General features: G+C 62.8%; 23 protein-coding genes and 2 pseudogenes. 13 read left to right on the forward strand and 12 right to left on the reverse strand.

Going from position 1 to position 24,940, the window contains the following annotated elements:
* Positions 1 to 143: pseudogene (locus NCN06_RS11500) on the forward strand (photosystem II D2 protein (photosystem q(a) protein)); the annotation flags it as partial.
* Positions 144 to 195: 52 nt separating this feature from the next.
* Here the strand turns inward: NCN06_RS11500 and NCN06_RS11505 are convergent.
* Positions 196 to 891, reverse strand: coding sequence for a DUF8692 domain-containing protein (locus NCN06_RS11505; RefSeq protein ID WP_250398952.1), 696 nt, complete (start codon positions 889 to 891; stop codon positions 196 to 198).
* Between the two features lie 132 nt (positions 892 to 1,023).
* Between NCN06_RS11505 and NCN06_RS11510 the strand changes: the two genes are divergently transcribed.
* Together NCN06_RS11510 and NCN06_RS11515 are read left to right on the forward strand one after the other, a co-directional pair.
* A complete protein-coding gene (locus NCN06_RS11510; protein ID WP_250398953.1) occupies positions 1,024 to 1,959 on the forward strand; it encodes a hypothetical protein in 936 nt (311 codons plus the stop codon).
* 92 nt (positions 1,960 to 2,051) lie between these two features.
* Positions 2,052 to 3,479 (forward strand): annotated as a pseudogene (locus NCN06_RS11515) (DUF2079 domain-containing protein); the annotation flags it as partial.
* A 7-nt stretch (positions 3,480 to 3,486) separates the two neighbouring features.
* On the opposite strand, the gene NCN06_RS11520 reads toward NCN06_RS11515, so the two are convergent.
* The 4 genes from NCN06_RS11520 to NCN06_RS11535 are packed head-to-tail and all read right to left on the reverse strand — an operon-like array spanning position 3,487 to position 9,175.
* Positions 3,487 to 4,935, reverse strand: coding sequence for a DUF2079 domain-containing protein (locus tag NCN06_RS11520; RefSeq protein ID WP_250398954.1), 1,449 nt, complete (start codon positions 4,933 to 4,935; stop codon positions 3,487 to 3,489).
* Positions 4,913 to 6,448, reverse strand: coding sequence for an ArnT family glycosyltransferase (locus tag NCN06_RS11525; protein WP_250398955.1), 1,536 nt, complete (start codon positions 6,446 to 6,448; stop codon positions 4,913 to 4,915). Before NCN06_RS11525 ends, NCN06_RS11520 begins: the two co-directional genes overlap by 23 nt.
* Complete coding sequence (locus NCN06_RS11530) at positions 6,411 to 7,541, reverse strand: glycosyltransferase (protein ID WP_250398956.1); 1,131 nt, start codon at positions 7,539 to 7,541, stop codon at positions 6,411 to 6,413. The genes NCN06_RS11525 and NCN06_RS11530 overlap by 38 nt, the downstream gene beginning before the upstream one ends.
* A gap of 23 nt (positions 7,542 to 7,564) precedes the next feature.
* The gene (locus NCN06_RS11535) at positions 7,565 to 9,175 is read right to left on the reverse strand and encodes an ArnT family glycosyltransferase (protein ID WP_250398957.1); all 1,611 of its coding nucleotides are present in this window, start codon (positions 9,173 to 9,175) and stop codon (positions 7,565 to 7,567) included.
* Between the two features lie 70 nt (positions 9,176 to 9,245).
* On the opposite strand from NCN06_RS11535, the gene NCN06_RS11540 reads away from it, so the two are divergent.
* From NCN06_RS11540 to NCN06_RS11565, 6 genes are all read left to right on the forward strand, one after another.
* Positions 9,246 to 9,386, forward strand: a complete 141-nt coding sequence (locus NCN06_RS11540) for a hypothetical protein (protein WP_226409869.1) — start codon at positions 9,246 to 9,248, stop codon at positions 9,384 to 9,386.
* A 219-nt stretch (positions 9,387 to 9,605) separates the two neighbouring features.
* Complete coding sequence (locus NCN06_RS11545) at positions 9,606 to 11,117, forward strand: iron uptake porin (RefSeq protein WP_226399057.1); 1,512 nt, start codon at positions 9,606 to 9,608, stop codon at positions 11,115 to 11,117.
* Positions 11,118 to 11,338: 221 nt separating this feature from the next.
* On the forward strand, positions 11,339 to 12,991 hold the full coding sequence (locus NCN06_RS11550) for an iron uptake porin (protein ID WP_250398958.1): 1,653 nt from the start codon (positions 11,339 to 11,341) through the stop codon (positions 12,989 to 12,991).
* A 111-nt stretch (positions 12,992 to 13,102) separates the two neighbouring features.
* The gene (cysK, locus tag NCN06_RS11555; protein ID WP_166018493.1) at positions 13,103 to 14,071 is read left to right on the forward strand and encodes a cysteine synthase A; all 969 of its coding nucleotides are present in this window, start codon (positions 13,103 to 13,105) and stop codon (positions 14,069 to 14,071) included.
* A complete protein-coding gene (locus NCN06_RS11560; protein ID WP_250398959.1) occupies positions 14,068 to 14,736 on the forward strand; it encodes a J domain-containing protein in 669 nt (222 codons plus the stop codon). The genes cysK and NCN06_RS11560 overlap by 4 nt, the downstream gene beginning before the upstream one ends.
* A complete protein-coding gene (locus NCN06_RS11565) occupies positions 14,733 to 16,799 on the forward strand; it encodes a glycosyltransferase family 39 protein (protein WP_250398960.1) in 2,067 nt (688 codons plus the stop codon). Before NCN06_RS11560 ends, NCN06_RS11565 begins: the two co-directional genes overlap by 4 nt.
* On the opposite strand, the gene NCN06_RS11570 is transcribed toward NCN06_RS11565, so the two are convergent.
* Complete coding sequence (locus tag NCN06_RS11570; protein WP_186570730.1) at positions 16,778 to 17,032, reverse strand: NAD(P)H-quinone oxidoreductase subunit O; 255 nt, start codon at positions 17,030 to 17,032, stop codon at positions 16,778 to 16,780. The two genes, NCN06_RS11565 and NCN06_RS11570, sit on opposite strands and share 22 nt — an antisense overlap.
* Positions 17,033 to 17,113: 81 nt before the next feature.
* Here NCN06_RS11570 and NCN06_RS11575 point away from each other — a divergent pair, with 81 nt between their 5' ends.
* Entirely contained in the window at positions 17,114 to 18,043 is a 930-nt protein-coding gene (locus NCN06_RS11575; RefSeq protein WP_250398961.1) for a TIGR01777 family oxidoreductase, read from the forward strand.
* Here the strand turns inward: NCN06_RS11575 and NCN06_RS11580 are convergent.
* The 4 genes from NCN06_RS11580 to NCN06_RS11595 all read right to left on the reverse strand — a co-directional run bounded on the left by NCN06_RS11580 (position 17,991) and on the right by NCN06_RS11595 (position 20,459).
* Positions 17,991 to 18,263: a DUF8620 family protein gene (locus NCN06_RS11580; protein WP_166018497.1), complete on the reverse strand. Its 273-nt coding sequence runs from the start codon at positions 18,261 to 18,263 to the stop codon at positions 17,991 to 17,993. The two genes, NCN06_RS11575 and NCN06_RS11580, sit on opposite strands and share 53 nt — an antisense overlap.
* The gene (locus tag NCN06_RS11585; RefSeq protein ID WP_166018498.1) at positions 18,260 to 19,429 is read right to left on the reverse strand and encodes a lipid-A-disaccharide synthase-related protein; all 1,170 of its coding nucleotides are present in this window, start codon (positions 19,427 to 19,429) and stop codon (positions 18,260 to 18,262) included. Before NCN06_RS11585 ends, NCN06_RS11580 begins: the two co-directional genes overlap by 4 nt.
* 168 nt (positions 19,430 to 19,597) lie before the next feature.
* On the reverse strand, positions 19,598 to 20,017 hold the full coding sequence (locus NCN06_RS11590) for a hypothetical protein (protein WP_166018499.1): 420 nt from the start codon (positions 20,015 to 20,017) through the stop codon (positions 19,598 to 19,600).
* Between the two features lie 49 nt (positions 20,018 to 20,066).
* A complete protein-coding gene (locus NCN06_RS11595; protein ID WP_166018500.1) occupies positions 20,067 to 20,459 on the reverse strand; it encodes a HesB/IscA family protein in 393 nt (130 codons plus the stop codon).
* A 70-nt stretch (positions 20,460 to 20,529) separates the two neighbouring features.
* Between NCN06_RS11595 and zds the strand changes: the two genes are divergently transcribed.
* Genes zds through NCN06_RS11610 form a run of 3 tightly spaced genes read left to right on the forward strand, consistent with a single transcriptional unit; the run spans position 20,530 to position 22,908 of the window.
* Positions 20,530 to 21,996: a 9,9'-di-cis-zeta-carotene desaturase gene (zds, locus tag NCN06_RS11600; protein WP_166018501.1), complete on the forward strand. Its 1,467-nt coding sequence runs from the start codon at positions 20,530 to 20,532 to the stop codon at positions 21,994 to 21,996.
* Positions 21,996 to 22,433 (forward strand): SRPBCC family protein, encoded by a 438-nt coding sequence (locus NCN06_RS11605; RefSeq protein ID WP_166018502.1) that lies wholly within the window; start codon positions 21,996 to 21,998, stop codon positions 22,431 to 22,433. Before zds ends, NCN06_RS11605 begins: the two co-directional genes overlap by 1 nt.
* Positions 22,408 to 22,908, forward strand: coding sequence for a hypothetical protein (locus tag NCN06_RS11610; RefSeq protein ID WP_250398962.1), 501 nt, complete (start codon positions 22,408 to 22,410; stop codon positions 22,906 to 22,908). Before NCN06_RS11605 ends, NCN06_RS11610 begins: the two co-directional genes overlap by 26 nt.
* Here NCN06_RS11610 and NCN06_RS11615 read toward each other — a convergent pair.
* Together NCN06_RS11615 and NCN06_RS11620 are read right to left on the reverse strand one after the other, a co-directional pair.
* Positions 22,887 to 23,681 (reverse strand): uroporphyrinogen-III synthase, encoded by a 795-nt coding sequence (locus NCN06_RS11615; RefSeq protein WP_226399051.1) that lies wholly within the window; start codon positions 23,679 to 23,681, stop codon positions 22,887 to 22,889. The two genes, NCN06_RS11610 and NCN06_RS11615, sit on opposite strands and share 22 nt — an antisense overlap.
* The gene (locus tag NCN06_RS11620; protein ID WP_250398963.1) at positions 23,678 to 24,880 is read right to left on the reverse strand and encodes a glycosyltransferase; all 1,203 of its coding nucleotides are present in this window, start codon (positions 24,878 to 24,880) and stop codon (positions 23,678 to 23,680) included. Before NCN06_RS11620 ends, NCN06_RS11615 begins: the two co-directional genes overlap by 4 nt.
* Positions 24,881 to 24,940 lie beyond the last annotated feature (60 nt).

A 24,940-nucleotide genomic window follows, 5' to 3' on the forward strand; every position in this document is an offset into this window, starting at 1 on the left:
CAGAAGATCCCGAATTTGAGACCTTCTACACCAAGAACATCCTTCTGAATGAAGGTCTGCGTGCCTGGATGGCACCGGCTGACCAGCCGCACGAAAACTTCGTCTTCCCTGAAGAGGTTCTGCCCCGCGGCAACGCCCTCTGATCGCAAGAAGATTGTTTCCATCAACCGCCCAATAGGGCGGTTTTTTTTTGGTTTATTGGTCGTCTTGAGCGGCAGTCAAACGAAGAGTGATGTCGACGCTGTCCTGTTGGACAAGCAGTGCTCGCATCAGCGCATCGATCAGAAGAATGATGCCAACCAGTTCCAGTGTTTCTTCGAGGCCTGTGATGGCGCCATACCAGGGGCTATGCAGGCGGATCAGGCTCGATCGAACAGCAAAGCTGCCGATCATCTCCATGCCAATGGCTCCGCCCACATAGACGGCGCCTGAACGCAGCAACCCTGTTGCCGTTGCTCTGGGGATCGACCCGAGGAAGCTTCGAAATTTCCAGAGCATGATGAGGGCGAGGGCGGCGTAGGGCACCACCCAGGTGGATGCCAGGGCGGGGTGCACCTGGTGTCGTAGCCCTGGAATGATCAGGATCTCGTGAATCTGCAGTGCTTCGTCGAGGGCCAGAAAGATGAAAATCTTCGACAGCAAACGCCAGTCATCTGCTGCGTCGGGGTTGCTGTTGTGACCCAGTCGCTGCATCAACAGTGCTGATATCAGCAACAGCGAGCTGCTGAACAGGGTGGGCAGGTTGAGTTCCCGGTCCATGTTGAGGCTGTCGAGCCAATGCTTCTCGGCCCCGAAGCCATAAATGCCCACTTGAACGACGCAGTGGGCCACCAGAAACCCTGCGGTGATGGCCAGCAGCAGGTTGCGAACAGACCTGGGAGTGAGGGGCATGATCCCTTCTTGGCTGTGGTCTGCTGCTTTGGATTGCTGAGTCACGATTGGATGGTGCGGAGGACGAACAACGGCCCCGCTCTTCGGTTCTAAACCTCTGCTTAACCTGCGCTTCGCGCAAGAGATGGGTTGGTGGCAGTGATCTACACACGGGGTCGCGGCCTCAAGACCGCTCTTACCAGATTGTTTGTGGTGATTGCGGCGGCGTCTCTACTGACGGTGGTGGTGCAACTGGTGAGCACTGCGTCTGGCGGATCTTCCCTGGATCTCGGTTGGGGTGTCTTGGCGGGGGTGACTACGGCCGTGGCGATCTGGGCTGCCCGCTCCAAGTGGTTGCTGCGGTTGCTGTCGGTTGCCGATCCCTTGGCTCATCAAGGGCGTTCCCGCGCGGTCTGGGGGCTCCTGGCGCTTGTGGTTTTGCTTGTGGTGGCGCTGAAGACCGGCTCGGCGGATCGTGATGCCTACAAAAATCTGGTGTTTGGCGAAGGGGGGCTGGTCGAGTGGAGCCAAGTGCTTGTCCTGGTGCTCGCCACCCGAGCGGCCTGGCTGATCGGCACTGATTTGAATGCACGTCTGGAGGAACGCCGACCCGGGCACTTGTTCCAGATCGGTGCCGGATGCCTTGCCCTGGTCTTGATGGAGGAACTCGCCTGGGGTCAGGTGATCTTCAGTTGGCGGACTCCGCCCTTGTTGAACGAGATCAATGCCCAGAACGAGACGACCCTGCACAACATCGGTTGGTTTCAGGATCGACTGGATGTCGGCACGTTCTTCGCGACCCTTGGGGTTTTGGCTGTTGTGGTTTTGGCGCCTCGCTGGATGCGAGCTCTAACCAAACAGTGTTCGGAGTCGATGGCGGCCGTGACCAGGGCCCTCACCCCCGCTTTCTACAGCTGGCCGTTGTTCCTGGCGGTTTCTGCACTGGCGTTCTTCATTGCCACGCGGACCTTTTCCGACGTGATCCTCAACCGGGATCAGGAGTGGGGTGAGCTGGTGCTGTACGCGTCGATCTATCTCTTGCTGCTGCGGACGCGGGTGCTGCTTGGCCCCGTGCAGGACGCTCCGTAACCTGCCCAAAATCCATCCAGGACGGCTGCATGCGTCGACCCAGCGGCATTGATGCGCCTTCCACGACACGGTGGCCACGCAACGTGTTGGCGATGGCGGGCCTGTTTGCCCTGATCTGCTTTGCGTTGCAGGTCTGGAGGCTGTTCAGCCTCAGCGCGACCTATGACCAAGCCCTGTTTCTGCAGGAACTCTGGGCCACCGCTCAGGGGCGACCTTTTGAAAGCAGCCTTTCATCCGTGTTGTCCGGAGCGGTGGTGGTCGGCGATGGCCTTCCGTCCATCGATTACTTGCACTTGGGGCAGCACGCCAACGTCCTCACCGTGCTCATGGCCCCCCTGGTGGCTGTGTTCGGGATGTGGGCGCTTCCTTTGCTTCAGGTGGGGCTTCTCGCCGCTGCGGGGCTCGTGTTGTGGAGATTGGCCGACTCGCGACTGCCGCGCCCCTTGGCGGAGCGGATCACGCTGGCTTACTTCCTCAGTGGCGCGGTGATTGGTCCGGCCCTCGAGAACTTTCACGATCTGGTTTGGTTGCCTTTGTTGGCGTTCCTGGTGGTGGGAGGCCTGCTCGATGGCTGCCGTTGGCGGGTGTGGCTGTTTGGTGCCTTGTTGCTGTTGGTGCGAGAAGACAGTGGTTTGTTGCTGTTTTCACTCGGGCTTTGGGCCTTGGTCCGTCGTCCCGGTCAACGCATCACCGGCGCCCTGCTGATGCTCGTTTCCTTTGCGTGGGTTGTGTTGGTCACCGGATGGATTCAACCGATGGTGGACTCCTCCTTGTCGGATCGCTTTCTGAAGGAGAAGTTCGGCCATCTGGTGGACGATCCGTCGGGGGGAACCGTTGCTGTGCTTTGGGCGATGCTGCGCCAGCCCCTGGCCTTGCTGGACGCCTTGGTGTCGCCGCCGGGAGCAACCCTCGGCTTTGTGCTGGCGTTGAGCCTGCCGCTCGTGCTGGTGCCCCTGCTCTCGGTGGATGCGGCTTTGCTGATGTTGGCTCCGTTGCTGATTGCGTTGCTCTCCCAGGGGCGATCGGCGCTGTCGGTGACGCTGCGCTACGTGCTTGCCCTGGTACCCGGGCTCTATCTCGGTGCTGTGCTCTGGTGGCAACGGCACCCGGAGGTCTGGTCGAAGTTGTGGCTGCGTCGCTGTTGGACCGGGGCCCTGTCCCTTGGCCTTGTGCTCACGCTGGTGGCTAACCCGCATCGCACCTTTTCGGCCGTGATCCCCGACAGTTTTTCCCCTTGGGCCTATGTGTCACCGCAGCAAATGCTGGCCCGCCGCCAGGCGGCTTCACAGGCTGTGGCTCTGATTCCAGCTAATGCCAGCGTTGCTGCGGATACGCCTGTGCTGCCGTTGTTGGCACAGCGGGAGGCGGTGATTCGTTTCCCTCGGCATGCTCACTACCGCGATCGCCAGGGACGCGTTCAACCGGTGGACTGGGTTGTCGCCCTGCCCGGTTACTACACGCCGTTGGCTGAGGTGTTCAAGGGGTCGCGCAACAAACAGCAGCGCATTAAGCGGGAACTGCGGAAGCTCAAGGAGTCGGGTGACTATCGCTTGGTGCATTGCCATGGCGGGGCTGTTGTTTTGCAGCGGCAGGGGCTCGACACAGCTCCAGGCCCGATGGCCAGCTCCGACAGGTCCAGTTCCTGTCCCTGGCTTGAGTAAGCAAGCTTTTTTGAACCTTTCGGCTCGATCCCCAGCCCGGGTCACTGGGATTGAGCAGCAGCACGTTCCAGGCCGCAGCGTCGTGGGGCATGCTCTGCTTTTTTTTGGGGAAGCTGATGGTGGTGCGCTGGCTGAGCTGCGGTACCAGATAGCTGGTGGTGAGCACCGCGTCCTCTTGTTGGATCAGGACCTTGGCCTCGTGAACGGCCTGCAGCTGGGGTAGTCGGGCCAGGTAGGGCCCGGTGAAGAACCAGGGCTTGGCCAGCACCAGCCAGCAGGCCACAGCCCAGCACAGCATCCAGGGAAACGTCCGCTGGGGTTGGTGTTGCTGCTGCAGACCATCGATGCAGGCCACCACGGCCACCACCGCAAGGGGCAGGCTGTAGTGATGCACCAGGGTCCGATAGCTGGCGGCCGCAGAGAGCAGATTCACCAGCACCAAGGGCAGCCCGATCAGCAATGTGCTGACGGAGGCCCGACGCCACAGCCAGATGCAGGGCAGGCAGAGGAGCAGCAGGTATTCCGCACCACCGCTCCAATCGAGGCCACTGAGAACGGTGGTTGGATCGCCACCTAAATGGCTGAACATGCGTGATGCGGCTTTGGGCCCTTCGCCGTTCCGCAGCAGTGGATAGAGCCAACGGCTGAGGATGAGCAGCCATCCAACGCTGAGGCCGCCCGCCGCAAGGCTCCACCGCCAACGCCGGCGCCAGGCAAGATCGATGGCCATGCCGGATGTGATCAGCACAAGGCCATCGCGGCAGCCGAGCAGCAGCAGCAGCAGTGCCAACCAGAGCCGGGGGCGGCCTTCGCGTTCGGCCCAGAGCGCCAGAGCAAAGGCGGGCATCACCCAGGTTTCGGGATGGAAATCAAACAAAGCGGCGTTGAACACCACCGGCTGCAACCACCAGAGGCTGCAAGCCAGCCAGCAGCGTCGTCGCGATAACCCAGCCTGCTCCGCCAGCCACCAGATCGGCAGCGCTGTGAAGCTCAGGGCCAGGGCCTGACTGCCCAAGAGCCAATGCAGGCTGGGCAACATCCGATAGGCCCCCCCGGCCAAATACAGCATCCAAGCTCCGTGGTCGGCCAGCACATGCACCTGCTCCATCGAGGAGATCGGTGCGGCTCCAGATCCGATCAGCCAGGCCCATTGGTCGAACAGTCCGAGGTCGTAGGCATTGCTTTGGAGCAGGCCATGCCGCGCCGCCGCGACACCCCAGAGAAGCAGGCCCAGGCCTGCGCTCAAGACCACCAGTAGCTGGGGGCAGTCAGGCGGGAGCGATGGCTGGGATTCAGCCCTTGGGGTGGAGCTCATCAATCGGAATCAGGTAGGTCTGGCTGCGCGGGTCCACCCAGGCGCCGGGGCTTGCATCCACCATCTCTCGCAGAATTCGTTGCCGCTGCTCAGGCATCGGCCGGTAGGTCTTGTCCCACACGAAGCTGCCGGCGAGATGGCTGGCTCCGGCCTTCTTCCAGCGCTGAATCCGCTCCGGTGTGAGTTGCTTGCTGGAGATCAGCCAGCCCTGACGGCGGGCCAGGTTGAGCAAGGTTGGATCGGTGCTGGTGACACTCACGATCCGTGCGTCGATCGGCAGATCCCTGCGGATGGTGAGGGCTAGGGGCATCCATGCCTGACGTTGCCGATGCTCCACGGCCCAGTAATCCAGCGAGAGCACCGTGAGACTCACCACCAGGGCAAGGCTGAGCAACAGCCGACGTTGCCAGCGGGGGCGATGCTCTTTCCAGGTCTGCCAGCCGAGGCCGATGAGCGGAGAGCTGAACAGAAGCAGCGGCAGCTGGTAATACTCATGAATCGTGCTTGAGCGCATGGTGGCGATTGTGCAGAGCAGAACGCCCAGCAGTCCGCTGATGGCGATCTGTCCGCCACCGCTGCGCCAGCTCGCCCTGAGGCCGAGCAGCAGGAAGGGCACTCCCACAAGTGCCAGGAGACGCAGGCCAATCCGCAGCAGAAGGTTGATCCAACCGTTGAGGTCCAACAGAAGACTGAGGCTGCTGCGATCGGCTCCCGACCCCCAGAACCCAAAGCTCAGGCCACTGGCTTGTCCCAGTTGATGGGCATGCCAGTACCAGCCGGCGATCGCCCCAAGGCTGGTGCTGATGTAAAACCAAAACCCTGGATGCCTTAGCAGTCGCATCAAGCGACTGAGCAGGGTTTGCCAAGGGGTGGCATGGTTCTGGGGGTTGGTGCTGAGTTGCACCATCAGCAGGGGAAGTCCCAGCCAGAGCAGGGGAATCACCTTGATCAAGCCCGCTGTGGTGAAGCAAAGCCAGCTCAGCGCTAGAGCCCATGGCAATCGTTGTTCACGCCAAAGGCTCAGGCTTTCCAGGGCCCCTGCGGCACAGAGCAGCAGCAGGGCTTCGGCTTGGAAGGCGCGCCCGAAATACACCCCCAAGGGTGCGATGGCAAAGGCCAAGCCAGCCCACCAACCGGCTTCGGGGCTAAACCAACGCCGGCCGAGTCGCATCACCAGCCAGATGGTCAGCCCGCTGCAGAGCACCGACAGACCGCGACCCAGCCATTCCTGCACGCCCATCAGGGTGTAGAGGCGGCTCACCAGAAAGGGGTAGATGGGAAATTCCGACTCCACAAAGCCGGCACTGGCCCCACTCCAGTCGATCTGAGGCAGCCAGATCGGTGTGCCCGCCTGGCTGAAATGCCTAGCCATGGCTGCCGTGTCGGCCTGCCGCCAGCTGTGAATGCCGAGCACCGGCATCCAGATCTGCACCAGCCGCAGCAGGCTTCCCAGGCCGATGGGCAGCCAGGCCGGCCTAGGGGCTATTCCAGACAAAGCGGGATGAAGCCGCATAGTTCCAGACGTAGACGACAACAATGCCCGCTAATTGGGCCCAGAGCGCATGGGCCTGGATCAGGGTGTAAAAACTGGTGGCCAGGCCGACGTTGGCAAGTGCCGGCAGGGAGGCCACCAGCAGGAACTTCAGCAACCCCCGGATCAGGTGCCGTCCGCTCTGACGCCGATCGCGAAAAGTGAGAGCGTTGTTTACCAGATAGTTCGAGCTTGCTGCTGTGATCACGGCCACTGGCAGAGCCTGCTGAAACGAGAGGTTGAGCAGGCCCATCAGCAGAGCGGTGGACATCAGCTGAACCACCACACCCGAGGCGCCAACAAGCCCGAAGCTGATCGCCCGCCGCGGCAGCAGCCGCAGGGTTGCGGTGTGAATCAGGGACACCAGGAAGTCCCAGAGGATGGCGAGGTCGAGCTTGGAGTTGCCATGCAAACGCGGCTGAAAGCTCAGCGGGATTTCACCCACCTGCATGCGGCCGCTGCTGATCGCCAGGAGCTCGTAGAAGAATTTGAAGCCGTTGACGTCCACCTGGCGCACCAGCGGTAGACAGCTGTTGAGCCGCAGCACCATGAATCCGCTCATGCAATCGGTCAGGTGCCGATAGGACCTTGGAAGACTCCAACGGGCCAGACGGTTGGCGAGGGTGGAACCATCGGTGCGTCGATCACTGAGGCCGCGAATTTCGGAGTGGTCCAGGAATCGGCTCCCCGCGACCAAATCCAGGTCGTCGCGTTCAAGCAGCTGCACTGCCTCCCCAACGGAACTGGGCTCGTGCTGGCCATCGCTATCCATCACCACGGCGGTGGAATAGAGGGCTGCGATGAGTCCTTCTTTGATGGCGCTGGCGAGTCCGGAGCGTCCCACCCGCTGAATGATCCGGATCCTGGGGTCCTGACGGGCCAGACTGCGCACCAGATCAGGGGTCCCGTCCCGGGAATCGTCATCGACGACCAGGATCTCGAGCGGATGATCGGTCCCCAGCCGCAACAGTGATTCGATTACCTGGCGGATCGACCCGCCTTCGTTGAAAGTGGGCAGCACGATGGACAGGCCGCTGTGGCTTGTCTGTCCTTCACGTTCCGCGGTGGACGACACAGTGCGCTCCAGTCGGGCTCAGGCTACCGACAGTCGGCCAGGCTCCACTGCCCCGTTTGGCCCTCGATGATGCAGTTCTCCTGAGGTTTGTCGCTGAGACGCCGACTCCTTCCACCTTTGAAACGCGGGATACGTTGTTCGGCGTACCAGTTCAGGCTGGGACGTTCGTCGTAGCCCTTCAGAGTTAACTCAGTTCCAGAGTTGTCTCGGGCTAAGGCCGCAACGGGTCGCACGGGCCAGGTTTCGTTGAGTTCCCACAACCACAGTGGGGAGTGAAACAGCAGGGCCAGAGCCGCCACATTGCCGCAGGCCAGGCTGATCACCCCGAGGCGCCGTTGACCCGGGGAGGCGGATCGCAGCCACCATCCGCCGCTACACCAGCCGAGGCCCAGTACGGCCGCTAGTCCGCGATAGGGCGCAAGGCTGCTGCCGATGTTGCTGAAACTGCTCAGCCACAGCAGCAGGAGGAGCAGGCCGAGTCCGCACCAAAACGATGGAAGCTGCAACAGCAGCCAGCGGCAGGGTGGCCTTGGGCTGTCCGGTGAAACTGAATCCGGTGAAACTGAAGACGAGGAGGGTCGCTCCACCAGCCAGACCAGCAGCGGCGCGCAGAGGAGGGCGATCGGCAGCCAGAGCGGGTGGCTGTACCAGGGAAGCTGGGTGCGTAGCGGCAGAATTGCTCCAGCCAGGGTGAGCAGGCTGGCCAGTGACCATCGTCCCCAGCGGCTCTGGCGCCACCGCCAGGCCCAGATCAGGACAAAGGGCACCAGGGGCAACCAGGGCCAGCCCCCCTCCACGATTTCGATCACGGGGACTCGCCACCCCAGATCACTGCCTTCGCCTGCATCCAGCAGAACCCGCCCTGCGCCATCACCACCCCAGAGCCAGAGCGCCTCGGCCCCCCGGATGTGGGCATGCCACAGATGCCAGCCCATTCCCGGTACCAGCCCCAGCATGAACCCAGTGCAAGCCGTGGCACGGTTGTTCCAGGCTTTCCATTCCTGGCCCCAGACCAGCGCCAGGCCGGCGGCCACGGCCGAGGGCACCAGCAGGGGTGCCTTGAGCAGCAGCATCGCGCTGGCCATCAGGCCGGCCACCACTCCCCAGAGGCCGCTCCATCGGCTTTGGTTGAGTTGCAGCAAGGCCAACCACAGCAGAGCCATGGCCGTCAGCTGCGTGCCATCCAGCATGGCCAGGCGTCCGTGCCGAGCCACTGGGAGCAGCGATAGCAGGATCACGCTGGTGGCGATGGCGCTGGAGCGATCTCCAGGCCGCAGCGTCCATTGCAGCCAACCTCCGAGGGGGACCACCAAGCAAGACAGCAAGGCCGGCGCCAGCCGGATGGTCCACTCCGAGGGGAGCTGGTTGGGCTGCGTCGTCGCGCCGATCACCAGTGCGATCAGGCTGTGCAGTCCTGGTGCCTTGTTGAGGTACGGCGCGCCCCAGAGGGTGGGCAGCAACGGGGCTTCACCGAGTCCGTGGCGAACTTCGAGGGCCACCCTTGCCACGGTGGCCTCATCGAAGTCCCGTAGGGGGAGATCCCCGAGGCCAATCAGAGCAAGAACGGCAGCGACAAAGCCGAGACCAATCAATGCGATCCAGGGGGCTGGGTCAGGAGCTGAGCCGGAGCGCATGGGTGCTCCTCATCGCATCAAAAACTGAGTATGGTCCGGGTGTTCAGGATGCAGCGACGTGGAGTGGTGAATGCTTCCTTCGGGAAGCGAACACAATTCCGAAGGCGTGGCCGGCATTCACAATCCTTCAGGAGGAGGTGTCCATGATTTCCAGTTGTTTGATTCAGGGTCTGCTGATCGCGGAGAACGCCGGCTGAACGGCGCCTTCTGACTGATCATCCGGTTCCGCGGCAAAAGCGGACCCGGCGAGAGCCCCCGCTCGGTTTACCGGACGGGGGCATCGTTTTTAAGAGCCCTCTGCTCGGCCCAAACAGTCGTCGTTGATACATGTCGATGTAAAGACCGGCACAAGTCGACTTGGATGTTCGATGGCTGCCTCTCAAAATGTGGAAATGGCGTAGTTGCGCCTATTTCCTGTGTGAGGAATTCAATGAAGCTTTTCCAGCAACTGCTGGTGGCTCCTGCCGCCCTTGGCCTTCTGGCCAGTGGCGCTAATGCCGCCGAGCTGAACATCAACGGCGTTTCTGATTACGCGGCTTCCGCTGATCAGGTGACCAGCGTCACCCAGTTCTCCGACGTCTACCCCACCGACTGGGCCTATCAGGCTCTGGCGAACCTGGTGGAGCAGTACGGCTGCGTGGCTGGCTACCCCAACGGCACCTTCCGTGGCAACCGGGCCATGACCCGCTACGAAGCGGCTGCCCTGTTGAACGCTTGCCTCGACCGGATCACTGAAGTGACCGACGAGCTGCGTCGCCTGCTCAAGGAATTCGAAACCGAGCTGGCCATCCTCAAGGGTCGCGTTGACGGCCTCGAGGCCCGCGTTGGCGAACTGGAAGCAACCCAGTTCTCCACCACCACCAAGCTGAAGGGTAAGGCTGACTGGGTCTTTGGTGCTGCCAAATTCCACGGCGACGGCAGCGATGTCGCCGCAGCTCTTGAAGGTGGTACTTCCTTCAGCTACAACCTGGCGTTGAACCTGGAGACCAGCTTCACCGGTAAGGACCTGCTCTATACCCGCCTGCGTGCAGGCAACATGAGCAACGTCTACGGCGGCAACGGCATCTTTGCCCAGGAGTACGGCTTTAACTCCGACAACGCCGTGGTTGTCAACCGTATGTACTACAGCTTCCCCATCGGTGATGACTTCACCGTGGTTGGCGGCCCCATGGTCCGTATGGACGACATGCTGCCGGTGTGGCCTAGCGCCTATCCGTCTGCCATGACGTATGACTTCTTCACCTACGCCGGCGCGCCTGGTGCTTATAACCTGGCTCTCGGCGCTGGTGCTGGTGTGTACTGGAAGTCCGATGACTTCAGCATCTCCACCAGCTACCTGTCGGTCAACGGCAACGACAGCAACCCCAACACGGGTGGCATCGGAACCAATGGTGCAGGCTTCAGTGCCACAACTCAGCTTGCTTACGCTCCTGAGAACTGGGGTATCGCTGCTGCTTACACCAAGGCCTCCAGCGAAAACGGCGTTGGCCTCTACCAGGGCAATGCCAACTATGAAGCTGCTGCCATCTCCTACGTCGGTGGCCAGTCCAACTCCGTTGGCCTGAGTGCCTGGTGGACCCCTGAAGATTCCGGCTGGATTCCTTCCATCAGTGCCGGCTACGGCGGCACCTGGCTCGAAGCCAACAACGGCACCGACGCCTACACCAACTCCTGGTATGTGGGTCTCGAGTGGGATGACGTCTTCCTGGAAGGAAACTCCTTCGGTATGGCCGTCGGCCAGCCCACCTACATCGTGTCTGTCGACGACGACGACTACACCGAAGGTGCTGGCTACGCCTGGGAATTCTTCTACAAGTTCCAGGTCACCGACAACATCACCGTCACCCCTGCCATCACCTACCTGAGCAAGCCCTTCCCTTCTCAGGACTCCAGTGGCTTGAACGCCATGAGCGGTCTGATCAAGACTCAGTTCAAGTTCTGATCACTGGTTCCGAGGCTCTTTATGGAGTCTCAATCCATTCAGAAATTTCAGCTCTCCACTTCGGTGGGGAGCTTTTTTTTGCGGCTTAACGCTTGGTAGATGGTCTTAACCGATACCTAAACAACTCTTGAGTTGCCCTTACTGCCAGGGCGAAGTCGTGCCCATAGCGTGAGTCCGCTGGCATGTCTTGCCGGCACTTTTCTCTTGGTGTGAGAACCCAAATGAAGCTTTTCCAGCAACTGCTGGTGGCTCCTGCTGCCCTTGGCCTTCTGGCCAGTGGCGCAAATGCTGCCGAGCTCAACATCAACGGCGTTTCTGATTACGCGGCTTCCGCTGATCAGGTGACCAGCGTCACCCAGTTCTCCGACGTCTACCCCACCGACTGGGCCTATCAGGCTCTGGCGAACCTGGTGGAGCAGTACGGCTGCGTGGCCGGCTACCCCAACGGCACCTTCCGTGGCAACCGGGCCATGACCCGCTACGAAGCGGCTGCCCTGTTGAACGCTTGCCTCGACCGGATCACTGAAGTGACCGACGAGCTGCGTCGCCTGCTCAAGGAATTCGAAACCGAGCTGGCCATCCTCAAGGGTCGCGTTGACGGCCTCGAGGCTCGTGTTGGCGAACTGGAAGCAACCCAGTTCTCCACCACCACCAAACTCAAAGCCAAAACCGTCTGGGTCGCTGGTGCGACACGCGCCAAAGGTGACAACTACAACACGGGTGGCGAGAAAGGTGCACGTGATGCCTACAACGCTGATTACGGCGGCTTCTCCTTCAGCTACGACCTCCGTCTTGGCCTGAAGACCTCCTTCAGCGGTAAGGATCTGCTCTACACCCGCCTGCGTGCGGGCAACATGGGCGACACCAGCGTGTGGGACGGCAACGGCGTCAGCTTGAACAAACTCGACACTGCTGCTCCTGGCGGCAACATCGTCGAGATTGATCGTATCTACTACCGCTTCCCCCTCGGCGACAGCTTCACCATCCAGGTCGGTCCTCTGACCCGGAACACCGAGATGATGGGCTACAAGGCCACGGCTTACGCCAAAGGCGGCACCAAAATCCTCGATTTCTTCGGTGGTTCCCTGGGTACCCCCGGCGTCTGGAACAAGGAAACCGGTGGTGGCTTCGGTGCCGTCTACAGCAACAAGAAGCAGGTGGAGAAGGGCAACCCCTACTTCACCGTCGCTGCGAACTACGTTGCTGACTCCGGTGAGGCCAATGACAGCAACCCCAACACGGGTGGCTTCATGACCGACAACTCTGAAGCCAACATCACCACTCAGATTGCCTATGGCAACAAGCAGTGGGGCTTTGCCGCCGGTTATCGCTACGGCCAGTGCGGCGCCAAGTTCCGCACCGGTACGGAGTATGCCGTTGGCGACAAGTTCGGCACCCCTTGCACCGTTACTAACGCTGATGGTGAAAGCGTGCGCTCCGGTGCACAAAGCAACAGCGTCTCGCTGCATGGCTTCTGGCGTCCCGAAGATTCTGGTTGGATGCCTTCCATCAGCGCTGGTGTGGGTAAGTCCTTCCTGAGCGGCAATAGCGATTGGGATGACGCCACCAACAAGCGCGGCATGGCCAGCTGGATGGTGGGCCTCACCTGGAACGATGTCCTTCTTGAAGGCAATGCTCTGGGTTATGCCGTGGGTCAGCCCCAGTTCGTTTACGACGTCGAGGATGGCTTTGTGGCTGATGGCGGTTACGCCATGGAGCTCTGGTACAGCTTCCAGGTCACCGACAACATCCAGATCACCCCAGCCATCTACTGGCTCAGCCGTCCTTTCGGTGACGAAACCCAGAACGTCAATGGCGACTACAAGTCCCTCGGCGTCTTCGGTGGCCTGGTTCAGACCACCTTCAAGTTCTGATCTCTTGGCCTGATCTTGGTTGGGCCATCAGAACAGCTTCCCTCACACACACATCAAGCCCTTCCCTGCGGAGGGCTTTTTTTATGGTTGTTCCGCGGGCAAGCTGCACCCATGAGCATTGCGCCTGATATCACGGCCCTGATCGGCGGCACGCCCCTGGTGCGCTTGAACCGCCTGCCTCAGGCTTGCGGCTGCCAGGCCGAGATCCTGGCCAAATTGGAGAGTTTCAATCCCTCGGCCTCGGTCAAAGACCGCATCGCCAGCGCCATGGTGCTGGAGGCAGAGCAGGCCGGCACGATCGTTCCCGGCCAAACAGTGCTGGTGGAACCCACCAGCGGCAACACCGGAATCGCCCTGGCCATGGTGGCGGCGGCCCGGGGCTACCGGCTGATTCTCACCATGCCGGACACGATGAGCACCGAGCGTCGAGCGATGCTGCGGGCCTATGGCGCAGAGCTGCAGCTCACTGACGGTGCCCAGGGCATGAATGGGGCGATTGCCCTGGCCAAGGAGTTGGTGGCAGAGATCCCCAACGCCTATCTGCTCCAGCAGTTCGACAACCCCGCCAATCCAGCCGTGCATGAACGCACCACGGCCGAGGAGATTTGGCGCGATACGGAGGGCCAGATCGATGCCTTTGTGGCAGGGGTGGGGACCGGTGGCACGATCACTGGCTGTGCCCGGCTGCTGAAAGAGCGTCAGCCGCAGCTCCAGGTGATTGCCGTGGAGCCCGAGGCCAGTGCCGTTCTGTCTGGGAGGCCGGCGGGCGCCCACCGCATTCAGGGGATCGGGGCCGGTTTTGTTCCTGCGGTGCTGGAACTGGATCGGATTGATTCGATCCTCACGGTGAGCGATGAGGAGGCGATGCAGGTGGGACGGCGACTGGCCCGGGAGGAAGGTCTGCTCTACGGCATCAGCAGTGGAGCAGCCATGGCAGCGGCCCTCCGCGTTGGCCAGGATCCCGCCATGGCGGGCAAACGGCTGGTGGTGATGCTGGCTAGTTATGGCGAGAGATATCTCTCAACACCAATGTTCAGTGCTGCTTCGCAGCTTCCCGCCCGGAGGGATGGCCAGCTGTGAGCGACCCCTATGCCGTGCTTGGTGTCAGCAGCACCGCCAGCAACGCTGAAATCAAAGCGGCCTATCGCCAGCTGGTGAAGCAGCACCATCCCGATGCCGGCGGCGACGATCAGCAGATGCTGGCCCTCAATGCCGCCTGGGAAGTGCTTGGCGATGCCGAGCGCCGGAAGGCATTTGATCGCACGCGGCCCCAGCCGGGGCGTGCTGCATCGCCGGCGGATCTTCGCCGGGCCAGCCGTGCCCACGAGCGCTCGTTGGCGGCTGATGACGCTCTGGTGGAGTGGCTGCGGCGGGTCTACGCCCCGATCGACCGCATGCTCGGTGAGGTGATCAATCCCTTCCCCAAGCAACTCAAAGCACTGTCGGCTGATCCCTATGACGACGAGCTGATGGAGGCGTTCTGCAGTTATCTCGAGGCGAGCGGCAGCCGGATGGAACGCGTCAAACAACTGTTCCAGTCATTGCCCACGCCGGCCTCGGCCCGTGGCTTCGGCCTCAGCCTGTATCACTGCCTCTCGGAAGTGGAGGACGCTCTGGCAGAGCTGGAGCGCTACACCATGGGCTACGTGGATGGTTACCTCCACGATGGTCGCGAGATGCTGCGCGAGGCCAAGCAGCGACGCAAGCGGCTCCAGGATGAGCGGCGTCGGTTGGAGATCGTGTGAAACAGCGCTGGCGTTTCTGGGCTTGGGTTGCCCTGATCTGGGTGCTGTCAACCCTGGTGGATCGGCTTTGGTGGACGCTGCAGACCGGTGTCCCCGCCTGGGATCAGGCTGACTACCTCAACAGCGCCATGGACCACGGCCGCGCTTTGGGATTGCTGCCGGGTGGCGGTTGGCAGGGTTGGCAGGCATTGCTGGATCTCTCCCCGAAGATTCCGCCGTTGGCCTCATTGGTGAACGGCACTGTGATGGCGTTGAGTGGCGATGCCCCGGAGCAGGCGGCCTGGAGCCTCAGCCTCTGGCACGGGCTGCTCCTTGTCGTGATGGCGGGCTGGGGGAGGCGGCTGCAGGGGGAGGGCCTGGCCCTGATCGCTTGCCTTTTGGCGGCATTGACGCCGGCCTTCCTGGATTTGCGGACGGATTACGTGCTTGAGATGGCCCTTGTGGCCAGTTGCAGCCTGGCGATCTGGCGTCTCGGGGTCTGGTGCGACCCCCAGAGCGGTGGCCGTTGGGGGCAGGCCTGGGGATGCACCGTGGCGGCTCTGGCGGCGGTGCTGGTGAAGCAGAGCGCCTTGCTGGTGCTTGTGCCCGCCGGTTTCTGGGCCGCCGGGATGGCGATTCGCCGGGGTGGCCCCTGGTTGCGTCAGGCCCTGCTGTTGCCCTTCCTCACGGCCGCGCTTGTTGGCCCCTGGTTGCGTCACAACTGGATCACCAGCCTCGGCGGTACCAACCGGGCTGTGTTCGAGTCGGCGGCCCGGGAAGGGGATCCCGGCGTGCTCAGCCTGGCCAGTTGGCTGTGGTACCCGCGGCTGTTGCCAGAGCAGCTGGGCAGTGTGCTGCTTTTGGTTGGTCTTTCGGGGGTGCTGCTCTGGTGCTGGCAGCGCCAGCAGGTTTCCACCGATCACGCCTGGTCCTGGCGCTGGCTGCTCATCAATCTCGTCGCGGCCTGGGTGCTCACCACCTTGAGCCCCAACAAAGGCGACCGCTACATCGCCCCCCTGCTTCCCTCCCTGCTATTGCTGCTGGCCCGTGGGTGGTGGCAGTGGGGCCATTGGTTGCTGGCCAGGCGTTCAAAGCTGGTATGGCCTTTGTTTGGAGCAGGCGTGCTGGCCTGTGTCCCAGCCGGTTGGGCCCATCAGCTGCATCGGTTTGAGGACCGGCCCCGCGGACCGGTGGAGGCTCTGGTGCAAGCAGCAGGCGGTGCGGATCCCAGCAACCCTCCTGCCACCTTGATCGTGGTGCCCAGCACGTCTGATCTCAACCAGCACAACGTCAGCTTCTACGGCCGTCGCCATGGGGGGCAGACCGTCGGACGCCAGTTGGGTGGAAGCCGCCGGGACCGTGAGCCTGTGTTGGCGCGGTCGGAATGGGTTGTGCTGGCGGAAGGGAACCAGGGATCGGTGCGCAAGGCTGCACGGCGCTTGGATCAAGCCGTGCGCAGCAGCGGTGTGTTTGATCTGGTGGATCAGTTTCAGCGTCCCAGGGGGGGCAGTTATTCCCTCTGGCGTCGCAGCACGACGCACCCCATTTCAGGCCCATCCTTTGCCGAGCGCTTCCCAAGTCTCGCCGCCGGGCTGGCGGCCGGGCCGGTGGGGCTGGATCCGGTGTTCGCAGCGGTGGGGCGGGAGCACATGCTCGATGGTCATTTCAGCTATCGGGAGCCCGTGCGCTCAAGGGCCCTAGAGGCCTTGGCCAACGATCCGGAGGCGGTTCAGCCGCGTTGGAGCCTGGCTCTGCTGGCGGTGCTGGAAAACCGTCCGGGGCAGGCGTCGGAACAGTTCGAGGCCTTGCAACGCCTGTTGCCCGATAACCCCTGGCCAGCGGCTTACCGCAGTGTGGTCAACCTGGCGGGCTGGAATCCCTGGCAGGCTGCCGCCGCTGCTGATGGGGCAAGCGTCTCGAATCCCGTTCTGGCGGCCCTGGGGGATCTCAGCGGCGTGCTGTCGGGGGCCGTTTGGCGCATCCCCTCGGCCATGAATTCCGTCCCTGCGGCCGTCACGGCCGTGGAGGAAGCCCTGGACCCCGCCTCCAATCAAGAGCGGGATCAGGAGCAGGCTTCCAGCTGATCCATCCGCAACCACACATCGGGCACCGGACGGTTCCAACGCACCTGGCCGTAGTCCCCTTTGACCAACAGCAGCTCTCCGGGGCCTTCGAAGATGTAATCCGGTGCCGTCGGGTCGCTGGCAGCGGCTTCAAGGCTGGCGCTGTAGGCGGCCTTGTTCACCCTGACCAACGCACCTTTCCGCAGCGCAGCAGGCTTGGCCTTGGCGGGGGCAGCGGCGTCGGATTCGGCCATGACAAGAAATGGTGATGGCACCAGGCTAAAACCAATCGCCGACGAACCCCTTAGCCTCCCAGCCGCCCCACCCTCGCTTTCATGCGTCTGCTGCTGTTCGGCTGCACTGGTTTCGTTGGCCGTGAGCTTCTGCCGCTCCTGCTCCAGGCCGGCCATCAGCTCACCGTGGTCAGCCGTCGGCTGGCCCGTGGTTACAACACTGAACGGGCGGATGGGCGACTGATCTGGATGCAGCTCGACCCCTCCAGCAGCAGCACCTGGGCCGATGCCGGTTTGTTGGATGCCCTCAACCAGGCCGATGCGGTGGTCAACCTGGCGGGGGAACCGATTGCTGAGAAGCGTTGGACCCCGGCCCACCGGCAGCTCCTGGAAACCAGCCGTCTGGAGACGACCTCCCAGCTGGTGAAAGCGATCGAGGCCTGTGCAACTCCGCCAAAGGTGCTTGTCAACGCTTCGGCGGTTGGTTTCTACGGCTCCAGCCTGGAGCAGCGTTTTCTCGAATCGAGCAAACCGGGCAACGATTTTCTCGCCAGCCTCTGCCAACGCTGGGAAGAGGCTGCAGCGGCGGTTCCGTCCTCCGTGCGGCAAGTGACCCTGCGGATCGGCATTGTGCTGGCCGCCGATGGCGGCGCGCTCGGGAAAATGCTGCCGGTGTTCCGCACGGGCTTCGGCGGTCCGATCGGCAGTGGCCGGCAGTGGATGAGCTGGATCCATCGCAGTGACCTCTGTGCTCTGATCCTTCAATCCCTCGCGGATGAGAGCTGGAGTGGCGTGATCAATGCCGTTGCTCCGGAGCCGGTTTCGATGGCGGCCTTCAGCAAGCAGCTGGGACGCAGCCTGGGACGCCCCAGCCTGCTGCCGGTCCCTGGACCGGTGCTCCAGGTGCTCCTGGGGGATGGCGCCAAGGTAGTGCTAGAGGGCCAGCAGGTCGCTTCGGAGCGGCTGGACACCATGAACTTCAGCTTCCGTTACCCCGATCTGACTTCAGCACTCGCCGCTGCCACCAGCTGAAGATGCCGCTCACCAGGGCCGCCATGATCAGCAGGCTGATGGCCGGTGCGAAGAGGGGTTGCCACAGCACCTGAACCCGGTCCATGAGCCAGTCATCCCCTTGGCTTTGGCCCACCACCGCAACCGCAAAGACCCCAGCTCCGACAAACACAAACAGCACGTTCACCATCAGCAGGCGGTCCAGCCAGCGTTTCCAGGCCGGTTCTGAAGGGGCACTCATGGCAGCAGTGCACTGATGGCTGCCGCCATTCTCTGGCCTCCGCCTGCCTCCCCGAGGCGTCGTTTTGCTTCCACTCGGCATTGCTGCTGAAAGATTGGATCCCCTCGGAAGCGATCCAGCAGCGCCAAGGCCAACTCTGCTGTGGCCTTGAGGGCCTCACGGCTACCGCTCTCCCCGGGGGCGCAGAACACGGTGGGGCCCAGCAGGCGCCGCTGGGCTTCTGCGAACGCCGCGGTGAATTGCGGCCCCTGGCCTGGTACCTGCAGCACCGGTTTGGCCAGTCCAACGGCTTGCTCGATGGCGGTGCCCGCCATGCCGATCACCAGATCGCTGTTCTGCAGTACGGCCTTGAACGCTCCGCGGCGCACGTTGATCGACACGGCTCCATCGCGCTGCAGCACGCCGTTCGTCAACCGCCAGCCGATCCTGTTGCTCAGTCGCTGCAGGCTGACGTCATCCAGACTTGGCACCAAGGCCAGATCCACGCTGCAGGGTGGTGTGGTGGGGAGCAGCTCCATCAGCTGCAGCAGCAGCTGCAGGTTCTGCTCCAGTTCCGGTCGGCGGCTGCCGGGCACCAGACCGATGTGCTGACCGCTGGCTGGCGCTGTGGGTGCCGCAGTCAGCACTGAATCCATGAACGGATTGCCCAGGAAGGTCACTGGTCGATGCAGTTGGTGACTGAGATCCTCAGCGGTGCGTTGATCGCGGCTGTAAACGGCCTTGAACCGTTTGCTTTTCAGCAGAGCGGCGCAGGGCCAGGGCAGGCGCAGCTGCCCTTCGTAGTGGCTGGAGTAGGCCACCAGGTATGTCGCAACGGGGCGGTGACTGAGCCATGCCGCGATCACCGGGATCACATCCCCCACCACCAGGATCAGATCAAAGCGATGCCGGTGACGCAGCAGACGAATCAGTCGTTTGAGTAGATACAGCACCTGTCCCTGCAGCAGTTCTGTCAGGCGACCCTGAAGGCTGGTGTAGCCGATGCCGCCGGTGCTGAATTCATGACTGCGTCCCAGCAGCGGCACGCCGGCCTTGCGGTAGGCGCTGCCGAGTCCCGCCAGGGGGAGCGCCTGCACGCTGTGCCCTTGCTGCTGAAGTTCTTGGGCTAGCAGGGCGCCGGAGAGGTCTTCGCCGTGGCCATTGCTCAGCAGAAGGATGCGTGCCATTGCGGGGTTCTCTCTCACTAAATCCACCTATTCGGATCCGGAATGCCGTTGGCGTGTTGGGACCGCAGTCGGGTGATGGTCCAGGTGGCTGTCATGCAGGGGCTGTCATGCAGGGCTGTCATGCAGGCAGTGCGCGTGACCGGGCTTTTGGAGGGCGGGTTGTTGCAATCAGAGTTCAAGCCAGGCTTTCACTTTCTCGAGAGCCTTCCAGCCTGGTTTGCGCTCGAGGCCATCGGTGATTGAGGCCTTGAGTTCGCTGGACACCTCCGGGGCAAGGGTCATCACTTGCTGCACCACCTGGATGTGGTCCCGCACGCCCTTGGATTGCGTCTCCAGCAAGGCCAGGCTCAAATTGATCCTGGCCTGCGGGTCCTGGCCGTTGAGCTTCACGGCGAAGCGTGCTGATCGCAGCGCTTCCTCCGGCTGATCGCAGAGCAGCTGCAGCCAGGCCAGACAGGTCCACCCCGCCGACTGGCGGGGGGCGGCTTCAACGATCTGGGCGAAATCAGGCAGCACCTCTTCGGCAGCGGCGCCGCTCTGGTATCGGGCCATAGCCTGCTCAAACAGGCTGTCCTGGGAAGTCTCCATCAACGGGGAGAGGGCAGTGATCTCCCCTCAGAGTCCCACGTGGCTTCGCTCACACTGCAAAAGAACTGCCGCAGCCACAGGTTTGGCTCGCGTTGGGGTTGGTGAAGTTAAATCCACCACCAATGAGGGCTGTGCTGAAGTCCAGCTGCATTCCGTAGATGTAGAGCAGGCTCTTCGGATCGCAGATCACCCGGAAGCTCTGGCCATTAGAGGCCACATACTCGTAGGTCTCGTCGTCGTCGAGGGTGTCGGCGGCGGACACGAAATCCATCGTGTAGCTCATGCCGCTGCAGCCGCCGGAGCGGACTCCGACGCGCAGCACCTGGTTGTCACCCTGTTCGCCACACAGCTTGGCCAGCTGCTGCATCGCCGGTTCGGTGATCAGGATGCCCTTGCCGTCTTTGGCGGTATGGGCCGGCGCAGTATCGGGGGTGGAGGTCATGGTCAACGCAGGCTCGTGCTCTCACTCTATGAACGCTCATACATAGAGTCGCCTTAGTTGACCAGATCTTGTGCGGGTCGCGATCGTTGGTTCCGGCCTCGCCGGTCTCTCCGCTGCTGTTGACCTCGTGGATGCAGGCCATGAGGTGAATCTCTACGAAGCCCGTCCGTTCATGGGCGGAAAGGTGGGCAGTTGGGTGGATGAGGGAGGTAACCACATCGAGATGGGGTTGCACGTCTTCTTCTTCAATTACGCCAATCTCTTCGCCTTGATGCGCAAGGTCGGGGCGTTTGAGAACCTGCTGCCCAAGCAGCACACGCACCTGTTCGTGAACAAGGGGGGCGATCTACGGGAGCTGGATTTCCGCTTCCCCATCGGTGCGCCGTTCAACGGCCTCAAGGCTTTCTTCACCACACCGCAGCTCAGCTGGATCGACAAGTTGCGCAATGCCCTGGCCCTGGGCACCAGCCCGATCGTGCGTGGTTTGGTGGATTACGAGGGAGCGATGCGCACCATTCGTGCTCTCGACTCCGTCAGCTTCCAGGATTGGTTTGTGGGCCATGGCGGCAGCCCTGAAAGCATCCGGCGGATGTGGAACCCCGTCGCCTACGCCCTGGGTTTCATCGACTGCGAGGCCATCTCCGCCCGCTGCATGCTGACCATCTTCATGATGTTTGCGGCCAAGACTGAAGCTTCCAAGCTCAACCTGCTGAAGGGATCCCCCCACCGCTGGCTCACGGGCCCGATTTTCGACTACATCCAGCAGCGTGGCGGCAAGTTGCATCTGCGCCACCGGGTGAAGCAGGTGGAATTCAGCGAGGGTGAGGCGCCCGAGATCACCGGCCTCCAGCTGGGAACGCCTGAGGGTGATGTCCGTGTTGAAGCCGATGTCTATTTGGCGGCGTGTGATGTGCCGGGGATTCAGAAGTTGCTGCCCGAAGCTTGGAACCGCTACCCCCAGTTCGAGGCAATTCATCAGCTAGAGGCCGTGCCGGTGGCCACGGTTCAGCTCCGCTACGACGGCTGGGTGACCGAGTTGGGGGATTCCCACGAGGCCCAGCGTCGGGATGTGGCGACACCTACAGGTCTGAACAATCTGCTGTACACCGCTGATGCTGATTTCAGCTGCTTCGCTGATCTGGCATTGGCCAGCCCGGAGGACTACCGCAAGGAAGGAGAAGGATCCCTGCTGCAATGTGTGCTGACTCCAGGGGATCCCTGGATTCCCAAGTCTGTGGACGAGATCGTGGCTCACACCGACCGTCAAGTGCGAGAGCTGTTCCCCTCAGCCCGCAACCTCAAGCTCACCTGGAGCAACGTGGTGAAGCTGGCCCAGTCGTTGTATCGGGAAGCCCCAGGCATGGAGCCCTACCGCCCTGAACAGCGCACACCGATCTCTAATTTCTTCCTTGCCGGCAGCTACACCCGCCAGGACTACATCGATTCGATGGAGGGAGCCACGATGAGCGGTCATCTGGCAGCGGCGGCCATCCTTGATCGGCCTGTGAAGCTGGCCACCAACGCGGCGGTGGCCTGATGGGACGCTGGCTCGAACACACGGTCACCACCGAGGTGCAGGCATCGGCCGCCAAGGTCTGGGAGGTCTGGAGTGATCTCGAAGCGATGCCCCGCTGGATGCGTTGGATTGAGTCGGTCAAGCCCCTGGAGGATCCCGATCTCACCGATTGGACCCTGGCGGCTCAGGGCTTTCGCTTCAGCTGGAAAGCCCGGATCACGCAGCGGGTCGAAGCCCAGCAACTGCATTGGGAATCCGTGGGGGGACTGCCCACCAAGGGGGCGGTGCGCTTTTATCCCGAAGCTGACGACCGCACGGTGGTCAAGTTGAGCGTGGCCTACGAATTGCCGCGGGTCTTGGCACCGTTAATGGAACCCAGCATCCTGGGGGGCATCGTGACCAAGGAGCTCCAGGCCAATCTTGACCGTTTCCGTGACCTGGTGGAAGCAGGCGGCTGAGCGCTGGTTCCTTCCCGTAGTTGTGTTGGTGTCAGTGGCGGGCTGTGGTGGTGAAACGCCAACGGTCACAGCACTGCCATCGGCTCCAGTGCAGCCTTCGCCGTTGCCGGAAGCGTCTGCTCCCGCAGCTCTTGCCATCGGCCTGACCCCATTGCCCTCGGCCGAGGAGGTGCAGCAGGCTGCCCCTGGTGGACGGGTCGATCCCTTCGGTCCACTGTCCGGTGCGGATGTTCAGGAAGGCACGTCCGTCATCACCCCGATAGTGACGGGAGTTCTGATGGTGGGCAACCAGAAACGCGCCATGGTGACCACCGCCAGCGTCAGCGGTGTGATCTGTGTGGGTGCCGATGGCCGCTGCGAGGATGACGCTCCGCTGGTTCTGCCGACGGGATGGTCGGTGCTCAGCATCGATATGGTGAGCGGCTGCATCCGCCTGTCGCTGAACGACGAACCTCAGGACTTTTGCATCGCCTGAGCACAGGCGTCGGCCAGTCCCTCGAGATCGTGGGGGTCGGCCTCGGAATCCACCCGCCCGAAGCATTGCAGGCAGCTGCGGCTGGTCTGGGGGCCGATCGAAATCACTTTCACTCCCTCCAGTCGATTGGTCCACCCTGGGCCGAAGCGTTGCTCCAGTAGCTGAGCGGTGTGCTCCGCCGTCTTGCCGCTGCTGAAGGCGATGGCATCGACGCTGCCCTCGTCCAAGGCGGCTGCTGTTGGGTCCGGCATCGAGGAGGGGCATCCGGATTCGTAGGCCGCCACCTCCACCACCCGCACTCCGGCCTCGCCGAAGGCATCCGCCAGCAGGGTGCGACCACCGCTTTGCACTCGTGGCAACAGCATCTTGAGGCCCCAGCCCGACACTGGGAAGTGATCGATCAAGCTGTCGGCCACGAAGCTTGGGGGCACAAAATCCGCTGCAGCCCCAAGGTTCTCCAGCACTTGCGCCGTCTTGCGGCCCACCGCCGCAATCTTGAGGCTGGCGGGGCGCCGGGCCAGGCAACGCCCGATGCGTTGCAGCCGCTGCTCCACGGCCTGCACGCCATTGGCACTGGAGAACACCAGCCAGTGAAAGCTGTCCAGCTCCTCAAGGGCGTCATCCAGTGGGCCCCAGTGGTCGGGTGGTCCGATCACCAGGGCCGGAAGGTCCAGCACCGTGGCACCTCGCTGCTCCAGCAGCTGACGCGCGGCCCCCTGCTGGTCGGCCGCGCGGGTGACGATCACCGTTCGGCTCTTCAAGGGATGGCTCAAGCGACAGCCTCCCCGTTCAGCTTCACGACCCCCTGCACTTTCTCCCGGAGCGCGTCGGCCGCGTCGGACTGCCCCTGCGCCTGAAGCAGGCTGATGGCGCGGATGAAGCTGCTGCGGGCCGCATCGATGTTGCCGCCCAGCAATTGCGCCACCGCGTTGTTCTGATGGCACGCGGCGTTGTTGGGATCCAGGCCGAGGGCGCGCCCGTAGGCCTCGAGGGCCGCAGCGAGGTCACCGCGCCGTCGTTGCATCAGCCCCAGGTTGTACCAGGCCAGGGCCACTTCCGGGGCGCGCTGGGCGGCGGTTTGGGTGAGGCTGATGGCTTCCTCAAGGTCGCCCTGTTCCATCAGTCGGGCCGCCAGGTTGAGTCGGGCTCCCAGACTCACCCGGGTGTCGAGGGGAATCTCCAGCGCTTGCCGGTAGCAGCGCACCGCTTGGGCGGGATCGCTGGGGGTCAGGGCCAATCCCAGGTGCAGCAGCAGCTCATAGCGTTCGGCACTGCCCCCATCACAGTGTTGGAGTCCCGCTTGAAGTAGGGGAATGGCGTCGTCGGTCTTGCCTTCACTGATCAACAGACCCCCGAGCTTGGCGCTGGCGTAAGGATCACCGGGGCGGTCCCGCAGGTCGTCTTCCATGGCCTGCCGCAGCCGATCCGCCTTGTCGCTGCCCTCCAGCAGCTCCGGTCTGTAGCCGTCGTGGAGGATCGCAGGTTCACTGCAATCGGCGATGCGCCATTGGGGTTCCGTCTCCAGCAGGGCGCGAACGCTGTCGTCGATCATCGAGTGATAAGGCCGACTCCACTGGATTGAGGGGTGGCGGCGGAACAGGCGACTGACGCTGGAATAGGGCGCTATGGCGGCTCCCACCTCGTAGCGCAGCAGGTTGATCACCAGCACATCGGGCTGGGCCATCAGAGCCTTCAGGGCGGGGATGGCCTCGGGGCGCAGCTGTTCATCGGCATCCAGCACCAGCACCCAGTCACCGTTAAGGAATTCCATGGCCTGGTTACGGGCCGGGGCGAAGTCCCCAGGCCAGGTGATGCGTTCAACCCTGGCTCCGGCGGCTTCGGCAATGGCCACCGTGGCATCGCTGGAGCCGGTGTCGACCACCACCAGCTCGTCGGCAAAGCCCTGCACGGAGCGCAGACACTCCCCGAGACGCGCCTCTTCATCGCGCACGATCATCGAGAGGCTGAGCATGGCCGGCCGGCTGGAAGTTGGCGAGAGGTTAGATGCGGTTGGTCCGTGCGGTTGATTGGA

The sequence above is a fragment of the Synechococcus sp. MU1648 genome (genome assembly GCF_023630615.1).
Classification (GTDB): domain Bacteria; phylum Cyanobacteriota; class Cyanobacteriia; order PCC-6307; family Cyanobiaceae; genus Parasynechococcus.